The 13,155-nt window shown below is 65.5% G+C and carries 14 protein-coding genes; 11 read left to right on the plus strand and 3 right to left on the minus strand.

The annotated features are described in order from the left end of the window. Positions 1-74 precede the first annotated feature (74 nt). Together IAG39_RS01740 and IAG39_RS01745 are read left to right on the plus strand one after the other, a co-directional pair. A complete protein-coding gene (locus IAG39_RS01740; RefSeq protein WP_059377211.1) occupies positions 75-872 on the plus strand; it encodes a DsbC family protein in 798 nt (265 codons plus the stop codon). Between the two features lie 61 nt (positions 873-933). Beyond that, positions 934-1,890, plus strand: a complete 957-nt coding sequence (locus tag IAG39_RS01745) for a D-2-hydroxyacid dehydrogenase family protein (protein WP_118933393.1) — start codon at positions 934-936, stop codon at positions 1,888-1,890. A 64-nt stretch (positions 1,891-1,954) separates the two neighbouring features. Here IAG39_RS01745 and ttcA read toward each other — a convergent pair whose 3' ends face one another. Next, positions 1,955-2,923 carry a tRNA 2-thiocytidine(32) synthetase TtcA gene (ttcA, locus tag IAG39_RS01750; protein ID WP_059377215.1) on the minus strand — a complete coding sequence of 323 codons (969 nt, stop codon included), beginning with the start codon at positions 2,921-2,923 and terminating at the stop codon, positions 1,955-1,957. A gap of 2 nt (positions 2,924-2,925) precedes the next feature. After that, entirely contained in the window at positions 2,926-3,285 is a 360-nt protein-coding gene (gene folB / locus IAG39_RS01755; RefSeq protein ID WP_008164827.1) for a dihydroneopterin aldolase, read from the minus strand. 124 nt (positions 3,286-3,409) lie between these two features. Here folB and IAG39_RS01760 point away from each other — a divergent pair, with 124 nt between their 5' ends. Further along, on the plus strand, positions 3,410-4,312 hold the full coding sequence (locus tag IAG39_RS01760; RefSeq protein ID WP_118933392.1) for an NAD(P)/FAD-dependent oxidoreductase: 903 nt from the start codon (positions 3,410-3,412) through the stop codon (positions 4,310-4,312). Between the two features lie 11 nt (positions 4,313-4,323). On the opposite strand, the gene pcaD is transcribed toward IAG39_RS01760, so the two are convergent. Further along, positions 4,324-5,121 (minus strand): 3-oxoadipate enol-lactonase, encoded by a 798-nt coding sequence (gene pcaD, locus IAG39_RS01765; protein ID WP_118933391.1) that lies wholly within the window; start codon positions 5,119-5,121, stop codon positions 4,324-4,326. A gap of 100 nt (positions 5,122-5,221) precedes the next feature. Here pcaD and IAG39_RS01770 point away from each other — a divergent pair, with 100 nt between their 5' ends. The 8 genes from IAG39_RS01770 (at position 5,222) to IAG39_RS01805 (ending at position 13,154) form a co-directional block, all read left to right on the plus strand. Continuing rightward, positions 5,222-6,145 (plus strand): LysR family transcriptional regulator, encoded by a 924-nt coding sequence (locus IAG39_RS01770; RefSeq protein ID WP_118933390.1) that lies wholly within the window; start codon positions 5,222-5,224, stop codon positions 6,143-6,145. Positions 6,146-6,500: 355 nt separating this feature from the next. Beyond that, positions 6,501-7,694 (plus strand): urea ABC transporter substrate-binding protein, encoded by a 1,194-nt coding sequence (urtA, locus tag IAG39_RS01775; RefSeq protein WP_059377226.1) that lies wholly within the window; start codon positions 6,501-6,503, stop codon positions 7,692-7,694. Positions 7,695-7,763: 69 nt separating this feature from the next. Then, positions 7,764-8,666 carry an urea ABC transporter permease subunit UrtB gene (gene urtB / locus IAG39_RS01780; RefSeq protein WP_059377229.1) on the plus strand — a complete coding sequence of 301 codons (903 nt, stop codon included), beginning with the start codon at positions 7,764-7,766 and terminating at the stop codon, positions 8,664-8,666. Between the two features lie 4 nt (positions 8,667-8,670). Continuing rightward, positions 8,671-9,717, plus strand: a complete 1,047-nt coding sequence (urtC, locus tag IAG39_RS01785) for an urea ABC transporter permease subunit UrtC (protein WP_118933389.1) — start codon at positions 8,671-8,673, stop codon at positions 9,715-9,717. A gap of 32 nt (positions 9,718-9,749) precedes the next feature. Then, positions 9,750-10,511 (plus strand): urea ABC transporter ATP-binding protein UrtD, encoded by a 762-nt coding sequence (gene urtD, locus IAG39_RS01790; RefSeq protein ID WP_118933397.1) that lies wholly within the window; start codon positions 9,750-9,752, stop codon positions 10,509-10,511. A 14-nt stretch (positions 10,512-10,525) separates the two neighbouring features. After that, entirely contained in the window at positions 10,526-11,215 is a 690-nt protein-coding gene (gene urtE, locus IAG39_RS01795; protein WP_118933388.1) for an urea ABC transporter ATP-binding subunit UrtE, read from the plus strand. Positions 11,216-11,240: 25 nt separating this feature from the next. Next, positions 11,241-12,278 (plus strand): aliphatic amidase, encoded by a 1,038-nt coding sequence (locus IAG39_RS01800; protein WP_118933387.1) that lies wholly within the window; start codon positions 11,241-11,243, stop codon positions 12,276-12,278. 69 nt (positions 12,279-12,347) lie between these two features. Next, complete coding sequence (locus IAG39_RS01805) at positions 12,348-13,154, plus strand: CbbQ/NirQ/NorQ/GpvN family protein (protein WP_118933386.1); 807 nt, start codon at positions 12,348-12,350, stop codon at positions 13,152-13,154. The last annotated feature ends 1 nt before the right edge of the window (position 13,155 follow it).

Raw genomic sequence — 13,155 nt, forward strand, 5'->3', positions numbered from 1 at the left:
AGGCCGGATTCGCCCAGGCGCGGATCGGTTACCCTTTCCGCACAAGAACACGATAGATAAGTACAGGAGTACCGATGAATTTCCGCATATCCGCCACCTTGGCCGCTTGTTTCCTGGCCGCGGGCCTGGGCATGTCCGCCGGCGCGGCGGCCCAGGGCGACAAGTCCGTCTCCACCCAGTCCGTGGGCCAGCCCGGCAAGGGCGACAAGAGCTACTCCACCACCCAGGTGGCGCCGGCCGATCCCGTGGCGGACGCGGTCAAGGACCGCTTCCGCCAGCGTTTCGACGGCATGGATGTCACGGCCGTGCGCCGCACGCCCTACGGGCTGTTCGAAGTGCAGCTGGGCATGGACCTGATCTATACGGATGAAAAGGTGACCTGGGTCATGGAAGGTCCGTTGATCGACGCCATGACGCGCCGCGACGTCACCCGCGAAACGCAGGAGCGCCTGAGCGCCGTGTCGTTCGACCAGCTGCCGCTGGACCTCGCCATCAAGCAGGTCAAGGGCGACGGTTCGCGCAAGGTCGCGATCTTCGAAGACCCCAATTGCGGCTACTGCAAGCAATTGCGCAAGACGCTGGAAAACGTCGACAACATCACCGTCTACACCTTCCTCTATCCCATCTTGTCGCCCGATTCCAAGGACAAGGTGCGCGACGTGTGGTGCTCGAAGGACCCGGGCGCGACCTGGGACGACTGGATGCTGCGCGGCAAGAAGCCCGCCACCGCGAATTGCGACGTACCCGAGGACAAGCTGCTGGCCCTGGGCCAGAAGCTGATGGTGCGCGGCACGCCGACCACGTTCTTTGCAGACGGCTCGCGCGTCAGCGGCGCCTTGCCGCTGGAGCAATTCAAAGCCCGCTTGAACTGACCGGCGCGCGGCGCCGGCCGGGAGGCTGGCGCCACAGGCGCCAAGCCCCCGGAGACAGCTCTTGAAAATCGCAATACTCGACGATTACCACGACGTAGCCAAGCGCTATGCGGATTGGACCTCGCTGGGCGGCAACGCCGAGGTGCGGATCTTCAACAACTTCATTCCCGAGGGGCAGGTCGAGCCCACGCTCGAACCCTTCGAGGTGATCGTCGCGATGCGCGAGCGCACACCATTCCCTGCGGAACGGATCCGCGCGCTGCCGAACCTGCGCCTCTTGGTCACGACCGGCATGCGCAACAACGCCATCGACATGCAGGCTTGCGCCGAGCAGGGCATCGTCGTGTGCGGCGCGCCCGGCAGCGCCGAGGCCAACACCGCCACGGCTGAATTGGCCTGGGCGCACATTCTCGGCCTGTTCAAGCATCTGCCCACCGAAGACGCCGCCATGCGCCGCGGCATGTGGCAGACGGGCATGCCCGAGCCGCTGGCGGGCAAGCGCCTGGGCGTGCTGGGTCTGGGCAAGCTGGGCGCGGCGGTGGCCAAGGTGGGGCTGGCCTTCGGCATGGACGTGGTGGCCTGGAGTCCCAACCTGACCGATGAGCGCGCCGAGGCGGCGGGCGTGAAGCGGGTGGACAAGCACGAGCTCTTCGCCACGTCCGACGTCGTCAGCCTGCATCTGATCCTGTCCGAACGCAGCCGCCATGTGGTCGACGCGGCAGCCCTGGCCGCGATGAAGCCGACCGCCTACCTGGTCAACACCTCGCGCGCCGGTCTGGTGGATCAGGAAGCCTTGATGGACGCGCTGGTGAAGTTCCGCATCGCCGGCGCCGGCCTGGACGTCTATCCCGAGGAACCGCTGTCGCCCACGGATTCCGTGCGCGACCTGGACAACGTGATCCTGACGCCGCACCTGGGCTATGTCTGCCGCGAGAACTTCGAAGCCTTCTACCAGAACGCGCTGGAGGCGGTGAAGGCGTGGAAGTCGGGCCAGCCGATTCGGGTGCTGAATGCGTAGGCGTAGCGCCTGCAAATGAAAAAGGCTGCCCTGGGCAGCCTTTTTCAATTCCCGCGAGCCGTTTTCAGCTGCGCGTGAACGTCACCTTCTTCTCGACGATGGCGCCGGGCTCCAGCGCTTGCGGCGTATCGCCACAGGCTTCGCCGGCATCTTCCTGCGGGTCTTCGGCATCGAACGCCGTGTCGCCATTGGCGTCAGGCAGACCGGTAGGCTTCAGGCCCACGAAGTCGAACAGGTCGCGGTCCATCAAGTGCGAAGGCACCACGCGCGACAGCGCGTTGAACACGTTCCACGAGCGGCCCGGATGCTGCTTGTCCCATTCCTTGATCATGCGGCCCACTTCCTTGCGCTTCAGGTTCTCTTGCGAACCGCAGAGATTGCAGGGAATGATGGGGAACTGCTTGAGTTCGGCGTAGGCGATCAGATCGGTTTCCGGCACATAGGCCAGGGGGCGGATCACTGTGTGGCGGCCGTCGTCGGACACCAGCTTGGGCGGCATGCCCTTGGCCTTGCCGCCGTAGAACAGGTTCAGGAAGAACGTGCCCAGGATGTCGTCGCGGTGATGGCCCAGCGCGATCTTGGTCGCGCCCAGTTCGGAGGCGACGCGGTACAGGATGCCGCGGCGCAGGCGCGAACAGAGCGAGCACATGGTCTTGCCCTCTTCCAGCACGCGCGTGACGATGGAATACGTGTCCTGCGTCTCGATGTGGAAGGGCACGCCCAGTTCCGTCAGGTACTGGGGCAGGATGTGGTCGGGAAAGCCCGGCTGCTTCTGGTCCAGGTTGACCGCGATCAGTTCGAACTTGAAGGGAGCGCGCTTCTGCAGCTGCAGCAGGATGTCCAGGAGCGCGTAGGAGTCCTTGCCGCCCGACAGGCAGACCATGACGCGGTCGCCTTCTCCAATCATGTTGTAGTCGGACAGGGCGCGCGTGGTTTCGCGGGCCAGGCGCTTGGTCAGCTTGTTGCCTTCGTGGCGGGCCTTTTCTTCGGCCTCGGTGCGAAAGCGCACCTCGGGGGTAGCTATGTCGTTCATGGTCAGCGAGTGATCTGGATTTCCACGCCCACCGCCGCGCAGTCGGAAAAGGCCATGGGCTTGCTGATGCGCAGGCGCAGCGCGCGGATTTCCTGGAAGTCGGCCAGCAGGCGCGCCGCGACCTGCTCCGACAGGGTTTCGATCAGGTTCACGTGCGCCTGCGTGCATTCTTCCACGATGGCCTCGCGCAGCCGGCGGTAGTCCAGCACGCTGTGGATGTCATGGTCGTCGACCGAGCGCTGGATGTCCACGTCGAAGTCGGCGTCGACATGCAGGGGCTGGGTGGCGCGGCGCTCGTGCTCGAGGATGCCGATGCGGGCGTCGAGCGCGAGCCCGGAAAGAATGATGCGGCGTGTAGGCATGATGAAAACCTGGGTGGGGTAGCCCGGAATTGTAAGGCGACAGCGGAACGGGGGCGGCGCGCTGGCTACAATCCGGCCATGTCCGGGCGTCCGCGAGGCGCCGGCGCAGTCAATAAGGGGTGAAATGCAACAGATGCACGATTCGGTCATTGTAGGCGGCGGCCCCGCCGGCGCCTCCTGCGCCCTGTGGTTGGCGCGCCTGGGCCTGTCCCCGCTATTGGTCGAGGCTGGCCCCCGGCTGGGCGGGCTGGGCAATGACAATCCCTTCGCCGACGACTGGATCGCCGTGCTGCCCGGCGTGACCGGGCAGCAGGTGGCCGCCAATATCGACGCCAGCGTGCGCGCGGCCGGCGTGCCGCTGCGGCTGGAAACCCGCGTAACCGGGGTGCGTCCCTGCAAGGGCGGCATCGAGGCCACGCTGGCAGGCGCCGACGGCGCCGAATCCCTGGTGCGCGGGCGCACCCTGGTGATCGCCTCGGGCGTGCGCGCCAAGGGGCTGCCGGACCATCCGCCGGGCGCATCCTGGCCCGGCGTGCTGATCGGCCCGGGCTCGCCCATCGTGGCGCAGGACTATTCGGGCCTGTCGGTGGCGGTGCTGGGCGGCGGCGACAACGCCTTCGAAAACTACGTCTACGTGCGTAACCGCGGCGCCCGCAGCGTGCATCTCTATGCCCGCAGCGTCCGCGCCCAACAGCAATGGGTGACGCGCGCCGGCCGCGAAGGCGTGCATATCGGACCGTACAAGGTGGACCCTGCCACCCGCAGCGTGGACGGCAAGCAGTACGACCTGATCCTGGTCTTCTACGGCTGGGAGCCCCAGGCCGGCTTTGCCGACAGCCTGCACCTGGCCCGCGACGAGCGCGGCTACATCCGCACGGACTTCGCCACCGCCGAAACCAGCGTGCCCGACATCTACGCTGTGGGCGAGGTGGCGCACCGCATGCATCCCTGCGTGGTCACCTCCATGGCCGACGGCGTGGTCGCGGCCAAGGCCATCCAGCGCCGCTGGGAGCGCGGCGCGGAGTAGGGACGCGGGCTTCAGGCCGTGAGCAGGAATTCCAGCACCGCGGCCTCGAACGCCTCGGGCAATTCGATGTTCGCCAAGTGCACGGCCGGCAGCGTCAGCAGCCTGGCGCCAGGGATGGCGGCGGCGATCTGCTCGCCGTGGCTGGCTGCGGTGACCGTGTCGTGCTGGCCCGCGATGACCAGCGTCGGATTCGGGATCAGCGCCATGGTGCGACGCAGGTCGAAGTCCCGCACGGCGGCGAATGCGCCCGCCAGGCCATGCTTGTCGGTGTTCAGCAGCATGGTGCGGAACGGCTCGACGGCGGGATTGCTCTGCTGCAGCCAGGACGCGGGAAACCAGTTCTTCAGGAAGGTCTCGGCCGTTTCCGACATGTTCTCTGCCCGCAGCGTGGCGGCGATGCGTTCGTCCCATTGCGGCACGGGTCCCAGATAGGCCGAGGTATTGCTCAGGACCAGGCGATGGATGCGCTGTGGCGCATGCACGCCCAGCCATAGACCGACGATGCCGCCCAGCGACAGCCCCAGGAAATGCGCGCGCTCGATGCCCAACCCGTCCATCAGCTCCAGCACGTCGCGGCCCAGGCGGTCAAGCGAGTAAGGACCTTGCGGCACGCTGGACGCGCCATGGCCGCGGTAGTCATAGCGCAGCACGCGGAAGTGGCGAGTCAGCGCGGGAATCTGTGCGTCCCACATGTGCAGCGTGGTGCCGATGGAGTTCGCCAGCACCAGCGTGGGCAGATCCGCACGGCCATCGTAACGGTAGGCGATGCGCGCGCCGTCGCCGGCGGTGTAGTAGGAGATGTCTTGCATGATGCTTGGCCTCGCGGTGGTTGGTGTGAGGCAAATCGTAGTTGCGCGCCGTTAGAGAAAAAATTACAAAGTTTGCACAATCATTGTCGGAAAAACAGACATGAGCGAATTCACGCTGCACGATCTCCAATGCTTCGACGCGGTGGCGCGCGCCGGCGGCTTTCAGGCGGCCGCGGCAACGCTGCACCGTTCGCATCCGGCGGTATTCGCCGCCGTGGCCAAGCTGGAACGGCAGTTGGATCTGGCCTTGCTGGACCGCAGCGGCTACCGCGTGAGCCTGACAGCCGCGGGGCAGTCCTTCCATGCGCGCGCGCAAGCGCTGCTGCGCGAGCTGACCGCCTTGCGCGCGCACGCCGAACAACTGGCCATGGGCGAGGAAACCGAGCTGCGCATCGTGATCGGCGACTTCTGTCCGCGCCCCTACGTGCTGGGCTTGCTGAGCCGCTTTTTCGCGGACTGTCCGGCCACGCGCCTGGACCTGCACTTCGAGGCCGTGTCCGGGCCGCAGGAACGCCTCTACGACGGCGAGGCCGACCTCATCCTGCATCGCGTCGCCAAGAACGACGCCCGCATCGAATGGGTCGACCTGGCCAAGGTGCCTTTCGTACCCGTAGTGGCGCCGGGCTTTCTGCGTGAACCCGTACCGCGCGCGATCAAGCCCGCGCTGATGCGCGACTACACGCAATGCGTCATGCGCGACACCGCCAGGCACATGCCGCCGCAGGATTACTTCACCGTGGAAGGCGCGCGCCAGTGCACGGTGGCGGACCAGCTGATGAAGAAGGAAATCATCCTGCAAGGCATGGGCTGGGGTCACATGCCGCGTTTTCTCGTCGAAGACGAACTGCGCGACGGACGTCTGATCTCGATCGCCAACCGCCATCTGCCGGGCAGTGTCGAAGAGCTGGTCGCCGCGCGCCGCACGGACCGCGCGCAAGGCCCGGTCTCGAACCGCTTGTGGCACTACTTGCAGAATGCCGCGCCAGCCTTGCGCCGCGCCCTGGCAGCGAGCCGCGGCCGCTAAGGGAAAATACGCATGGCATAGCGCCACACGCTTCTTCAGAATGCCTTCCAGACGCAAGTTCGTCTTCAAATTTTCGCCGACTGCCAGTGTTGCCAGTCAGGCGTAGGGCAAAAAGGCCCGAGCCGGAATTTCCGGCTCGGGCCTTTTCGTTTTCCGTTTGTCCATCGCTTTTCTTCGAATGGCGTTTCGCTGCGCCGTGGGCGCAGCTTTGCCTGAAGAAACGTGGCAGGCAGCGGGCGGACGGCAGTCGTCGTGATGTGGTGGGCAAAGGCGCCTGCCCAATCCCGGGCAGTTCAGGGCTTGCGTGCAAGCCCTAGCCGGAGGCTTGCCTTCAGAAACGCACAGGAGCGCAACGATGAGCGTATACAACCGCCGCCGCTTTCTGCAGCACAGCGGCTCCATGGTCCTACTGAGCGCCGCGTCGGGGATGGCAGCCTTGCCCCGCCAGGCTTACGCCCAAGACACAGTCAAACTGGGCCTGCTGCATTCGCTGTCCGGCACCATCGCCATCGCCGAGGCGTCGCTGGTGGACGCGGAGAAGCTGGCGATCGAAGAGATCAACGCCTCGGGCGGCGTGATGGGGCGCAAGATCGAACCCGTAGTCGAAGACGGCGCGAGCGAGAACGCCGTGTTCGCCGAGAAAGCGCGCAAGCTGCTCGACCGCGACAAGGTCGCCGCCATCGTGGGCTGCTATACCTCGGCTTCGCGCAAGGCGCTGCTGCCGGTGCTCGCGCGCAGCAAGGGCCTGCTGTACTACCCCACCTACTACGAGGGCCAGGAACAGGACGCGCGGGTGTTCTATCCGTCGCAGGAAGCCACGCAGTCCGTGATCGCGGCGGTGGAGTGGATGGCGCGTGAAAAGGGCAAGACCTTTTTCCTGGTCGGTTCCGACTACATCTATCCGCGCACCTGCAACAAGATCGCCAAACCGGCCATTGCCCGCATGAATGCCAAGGTGGTGGGCGAAGAGTACGCGCCGTTGGGCCATACCGAGTTCTCTTCCATCATCAACAAGATCAAGGCGGCCAAGCCCGAGTGCATCTACAGCACCGTGGTGGGCGGCTCCAACGTGGCGTTCTACAAGCAGCTGCGCGCCGCCGGCCTGGACGGCACGCGCGTGGTGCTGCTGTCCACCGTGGTGTCCGAGAACGAGATCGAAGGCATCGGCAAGGACAACGCGGCGGGCTACTACGCCTGCATGGGTTACTTCCAGAGCCTGCAGAATCCGGCCAACGAAAAATTCGTCAAGGCCTTCAAGGCCAAGTACGGCCAGGACCGCGTCATCGGCGACCCGATGGAGGTTGCCTACAACAGCGTGTACCTGTGGAAGCTCGGCGTGGAGAAGGCCGGTTCGTTCGATCCCGACAAGGTGATCGCGGCCTCCGCCGGGCTGACACTGCAGGCGCCGGAGGGGACCGTGCGCGTGCACGAGACCAACCATCACGTCTGGAAGAAGGTGCGGGTGGGGCGGGCGCGGCCGGACGGGCAGTTCGACATCGTCTGGGAATCGGCCGACCTGATCGAGCCCAATCCCTTCCCGAAGCTGTAGCCCGCGCTTGCGGATGTGCGCAAGCCCTTGGCCGGCGGCCTTGCCGCCGGCGCAGCCAGGAACGTGACCATGAATATCGACATCGCGGCAATGCAGCTGTTCAACGGGATCAGCCTGTTCAGCATCCTCCTGCTGATGGCGATCGGCCTGGCCGTCGTGTTCGGCCTGATGGGCGTCATCAACATGGCGCACGGCGAGCTGATGGCCATGGGCGCCTACACCACCTACCTGGTCGCGGTCGCGTTTCAGCATTGGGCCCCCGGCTGGATGGACGTCTACCTGTTCGCGGCCATTCCGCTGGCGTTCCTGGTCACCTTCGCCTTCGGCTATGTGCTGGAGCGCGGCTTCATCCGCTGGTTCTACAACCGCCCGCTGGACACGCTGCTGGCGACCTGGGGCCTGAGCCTGATCCTGCAACAAGCCTACCGTTCGCTGTTCGGTGCGCAGGAGGTCAGCGTGCCGCTGGCCTCCTGGCTCAGCGGCGCGTGGGAGCCCACGCCCGACCTGCAGTTCCCGCTGAACCGCATCTTCATCCTGGGCCTGACGCTGCTGGTGGCGGTGGGCGTGTATCTGCTGCTTTACCGCAGCGCGTGGGGACTGCGCGTGCGCGCCGTCACCCAGAACCGCGCGATGGCGGGCGCCGTCGGCATCAACACGCGGCGCGTGGACGCGCTGACCTTCGCGCTGGGCTCCGGCCTGGCAGGCATCGCCGGCTGCGTCTTCACCATGATCGGGTCGACCAACCCCGGCACGGGCCAGCTCTACATCGTCGATTCATTCATCGTGGTGGTATTCGGCGGCGTCCAGAGCCTGCTGGGAACGGCGTTCTCCGGCCTTGCGATCGCACAGTCGCAGACCACGCTGGAATACCTGATGAGCGGCTCGATGGCCAAGGTCACGATCCTGGTCCTGGTGATCCTGGTCCTCTATTTCCGCCCGAACGGGCTGTTCGCCAACAAGACTCGGGGGTGATGCGATGAAGGCCCTGCACCGGAAAACCGAAGAGATCGCGATCCTGCTGGTCGCGGCGCTGATCCTGGCCGTCCTGCCCCTGTCGCTGGATCCGTTCCGGTTGAACCTGGTCGGCAAGTACATGGCGTTCGCCTTCGTGGCGATAGGCATCGTGCTGACCTGGGGCTACAGCGGCGTGCTGAGCCTGGGCCAAGGAATTTTCTTTGGACTGGGCGGGTACATGATGGCCATGTTCCTGAAGCTGGAGGCGTCCGCGCCGGAGCTGCCCGACTTCATGGTTTGGAGCAGCGTGGAGAGCCTGCCGGTCTGGTGGCAGCCATTCCATTCGCTGACGTTGACGCTGCTGCTGATCGTGGTCCTGCCGGGACTGGCGGCCTATCTGTTTTCGTTGGCGATCTTCCGCAAGCGGGTCAGCGGCGTGTATTTCGCCATCGTCACGCTGGCCCTGGCAATGACGCTGACCGTGCTCATCATCGGCCAGCAGGGAGACACAGGCGGCGCCAACGGCATTACCGACTTCCGCACGCTGCTGGGCTGGGACATCGTCGGCGATGAAGGCAAGCAGGCGCTGTACTTCATCGAAGCCGGCGCGCTGGTCGTGGCGATGCTGGCGGCGCTGGCGATTGTGCGCAGCCGGCTGGGCAAGATCCTGATCGCCATCCGCGACCGCGAGGACCGCGTGCGGTTCTCGGGCTACGACACCGCGCACGTAAAGGCCTGCATCTTTTGCGTGGCGGCGATCCTGTCCTCCATCGGCGGCGCCTTCTTCACGCTGCAGGTAGGCCTGATCTCTCCGGGCGCGATCGGCGTGGTCGCGTCGATCGAGATGGTGATCTATGCGGCGGTCGGCGGCCGGCTTTCGATTCCCGGGGCCGTGGTCGGGGCCTTGCTGATCGGCTTTCTCAAGTCCTATCTGTCAGAGACGTTCCCGGAAGTCTGGCTGTATTTCCTGGGGGCCATTTTTATTGCGGTCGTCGTGGTCATGCCCAACGGCCTGGCCGGCGTGTTCGGCCAGATTCAGGCGCGCCGCGCCGCGGGGAGCGTGCGATGAGTGCCACCCTGGACCTGCAGGAGCCCGCCAGCATGGAAATGAGCAGCGACCGCCCGGCGCCCGGCGCCATCCTGAGCGTCGAGGACCTGACGGTCTCTTTCGACGGTTTTCGCGCCGTGGACGGCTTGAGCCTGCGCGTGGCGCAGGATGAGCTGCGCGTCATCATCGGCCCGAACGGCGCGGGCAAGACCACGCTGCTGGACATCATCTGCGGCAAGACCCGGCCTTCAGCGGGCCGCGTGATGTTCCAGGGGCGCGACCTGGTGCGCATGGCGGAATTCGACATCGTGCGGGCCGGCGTCGGACGCAAATTCCAGACGCCGTCGGTCTATGAAGACCTGACGGTGCTGGAGAACTTCGAGATCTCGCTGCCGAACGCGCACGGGGTGGTGCGCTCGCTGCGATTCCGGCGCACGGCCGAAATCCGCGAACGCATCCAGGACATGGCGGGGCAGGTGTTCCTGCAGGACCGCCTGGCGGAGAAGGCGGGCCGCCTGAGCCACGGCCAGAAGCAATGGCTGGAGATCGGCATGCTGCTGATGCAGAACCCGCAGTTGCTGTTGCTGGATGAACCCGTGGCCGGCATGAGTCCGCGCGAACGCGAACAGACGGCCGAGCTCCTGGCGCGCATCTCGCGCGGCAAGTCTATGGTGGTCATCGAGCACGACATGGATTTCGTCAAGCGCATTGCGCACAAGGTCACCGTGTTGCATCAGGGCCGCTTGCTGAGCGAAGGCACGGTGGCCGAGGTGCAGGCTGACCCGCGCGTGCTGGACGTGTACCTGGGCCATTGAGAGGAGGGCGCGCCATGTTCCAGATCGAAAAGTTGAACGTGAGCTACGGCGAATCGCACGTCGTTCACGACGTGTGCTTCGACGTGGCGCCACGGGAATCCGTGGCCATCATGGGCCGCAACGGCATGGGCAAGACCACCTTGCTCAAGGCGCTGATCGGCATGCTGCGGTCGGGTTCGGGCAGCATCCGGCTGGATGGCGTGGAGCTGGCCGGCATGGAGAGCTACCAGCGCGTGCGCAGCGGGCTGGCCTTCGTGCCGCAGGGCAGGATGATCTTTCCCTTCCTGACCGTGGAGCAGAACATCCTGACCGGCGCGGAGCGCAGCGGCCTGAAGGCCGTGCCGGAATACCTGTACCGCTTTTTCCCGGTGCTGCACGAGATGCGCCGGCGCAAGGGCGGCAACCTGTCCGGCGGGCAGCAGCAGCAACTGGCGATCGCCCGCGCGCTGATTTCCGATCCGCGCGTGCTGATCCTGGACGAACCCACCGAGGGCATCCAGCCTTCCATCATCAAGGACATTGCACGGGTCCTGAACGCGCTGCGCGAGGAACGCGGCTTCGCCATCGTCGTGTCGGAACAGATGCTGAGCTTCGCGCTGGACCTGGCCGACCGCTTCCTGGTGATAGACCGGGGCCGCATCGTGCACGAAGCCTGCCGCGAGAGCCTGGACCAAGACAAAGTCAGATCTTTCCTGACGGTATGACCGTCAACCACCGAGGAGCATTGTCATGAGACACGGAGATATCTCCAGCAGCAACGATTGCGTGGGCGTGGCCGTCGTGAACTACAAGATGCCGCGGCTGCATACCCGCGCGGAGGTGATGGAGAACGCCCGCAAGATCGCCGACATGGTCGTGGGCATGAAGCGCGGCCTGCCCGGCATGGACCTGGTCATCTTCCCCGAGTACTCCACCCACGGCATCATGTACGACGCCAAGGAAATGTACGAAACCGCTTCGGCCATCCCGGGCGAAGAGACCGCGGTGTTCGCCGACGCCTGCCGCAAGGCCAACGTATGGGGCGTGTTCTCGCTGACGGGCGAGCGCCACGAAGAGCATCCGAACAAGGCGCCGTACAACACCCTCATCCTGATGAACAACAAGGGCGAGATCGTGCAGAAGTACCGCAAGATCATGCCCTGGGTGCCGATCGAAGGCTGGTATCCGGGCGATTGCACCTATGTGTCGGAAGGCCCCAAGGGCTTGAAGATCAGCCTCATCATCTGCGACGACGGCAATTACCCCGAGATCTGGCGCGATTGCGCCATGCGCGGCGCCGAGCTGATCGTGCGCTGCCAGGGCTATATGTATCCGGCCAAGGACCAGCAGGTCATGGTGTCCAAGGCCATGGCGTGGATGAACAACGTCTATGTGGCGGTGGCCAATGCCGCGGGCTTTGACGGCGTGTATTCCTATTTCGGCCATTCGGCCATCATAGGCTTCGACGGCCGCACGCTGGGCGAATGCGGTGAAGAAGACATGGGTGTGCAATACGCCGAGTTGTCCACCAGCCTGATCCGCGACGCGCGCAAGAACATGCAGTCGCAGAACCACCTGTTCAAGCTGGTGCACCGCGGCTACACCGGCAAGATCAATTCCGGCGAAGAGGCCACGGGCGTCGCGGCCTGCCCGTACAACTTCTACGCCAACTGGATCAACGATCCGGAGGCCACGCGCAAGATGGTCGAGTCCTTTACCCGGTCCACCGTGGGCACGCCGGAGTGCCCCATGGAAGGCATCCCCAACGAGGACGCCAAGCACCGCTAGGCATGCCTGCCGACCATCCGGTCCGTCCGGCCCGCCGCGCCGGACGGACGCCTTCCGAGGACATGAACCGTGCCGTCTCCGCTCGAAACCTACCGGATTGCGCAAGAACCCTTCTACCGTCCCACGGGACGGGAAACCGCGTTATACGAGCATGCGTACGCGCACCGGCTGCCCATGATCCTCAAGGGGCCCACCGGCTGCGGCAAGACGCGCTTCGTGGAGTACATGGCCTGGAAGCTGGGACGCCCGCTGGTCACGCTGGCCTGCAACGAGGACATGACTGCCTCCGACCTGGTGGGCCGCTACCTGCTGGATGCCGACGGCACCGCCTGGCACGACGGCCCGCTGACGCTGGCCGTGCGCCATGGCGGCATCTGCTACCTGGACGAGATCGTCGAAGCGCGCCAGGACACCACGGTGGTGATCCATCCGCTGACCGATGCCAGGCGCATCCTGCCGCTGGACAAGAAGGGCGAGGTGGTGCGGGCCCATCCGGACTTCCAGCTGGTGGTGTCCTACAACCCCGGCTACCAGAGCAGCGCCAAGGATCTCAAGCCCTCTACCCGGCAGCGTTTCGTGGCGCTGGATTTCGACTATCCGGAGCCCGGGCGCGAAGCCGAGATCGTGGCGCATGAGGCCGGCATAGACACCGGCTTGGCGCAGCGGCTGGTGCGCATCGCGCACAGTTCGCGCGAGCTCAAGCGTCACGGCTTGGACGAGGGCGTGTCCACCCGCATGCTGATCTACGCCGGCATCCTCATCCGCGACGGCGTCAGTCCCGCCGAAAGTTGCGACATGACCATGACGCGCGCGCTGACCGACGATCCCGACATGGCGGCGGCGCTGCGGTCGCTGGTCGACGCGAACCTGGAATGAA

This window comes from Achromobacter xylosoxidans (assembly GCF_014490035.1).
Lineage (GTDB): Bacteria > Pseudomonadota > Gammaproteobacteria > Burkholderiales > Burkholderiaceae_B > Achromobacter > Achromobacter bronchisepticus_A.

Bases quoted from the DNA above. Each gene is read 5' to 3' on its own strand.
- pcaD (WP_118933391.1), bottom strand. From the start codon at position 5,121: ATGCAAGACATCTCCTACTACACCGCCGGCGACGGCGCGCGCATCGCC.
- urtB (WP_059377229.1), top strand. From the start codon at position 7,764: ATGAATATCGACATCGCGGCAATGCAGCTGTTCAACGGGATCAGCCTG.
- urtC (WP_118933389.1), top strand. From the start codon at position 8,671: ATGAAGGCCCTGCACCGGAAAACCGAAGAGATCGCGATCCTGCTGGTC.
- urtD (WP_118933397.1), top strand. From the start codon at position 9,750: ATGGAAATGAGCAGCGACCGCCCGGCGCCCGGCGCCATCCTGAGCGTC.
- IAG39_RS01760 (WP_118933392.1), top strand. From the start codon at position 3,410: ATGCAACAGATGCACGATTCGGTCATTGTAGGCGGCGGCCCCGCCGGC.
- folB (WP_008164827.1), bottom strand. From the start codon at position 3,285: ATGCCTACACGCCGCATCATTCTTTCCGGGCTCGCGCTCGACGCCCGC.
- urtE (WP_118933388.1), top strand. From the start codon at position 10,526: ATGTTCCAGATCGAAAAGTTGAACGTGAGCTACGGCGAATCGCACGTC.
- IAG39_RS01770 (WP_118933390.1), top strand. From the start codon at position 5,222: ATGAGCGAATTCACGCTGCACGATCTCCAATGCTTCGACGCGGTGGCG.
- IAG39_RS01740 (WP_059377211.1), top strand. From the start codon at position 75: ATGAATTTCCGCATATCCGCCACCTTGGCCGCTTGTTTCCTGGCCGCG.
- IAG39_RS01800 (WP_118933387.1), top strand. From the start codon at position 11,241: ATGAGACACGGAGATATCTCCAGCAGCAACGATTGCGTGGGCGTGGCC.
- ttcA (WP_059377215.1), bottom strand. From the start codon at position 2,923: ATGAACGACATAGCTACCCCCGAGGTGCGCTTTCGCACCGAGGCCGAA.
- urtA (WP_059377226.1), top strand. From the start codon at position 6,501: ATGAGCGTATACAACCGCCGCCGCTTTCTGCAGCACAGCGGCTCCATG.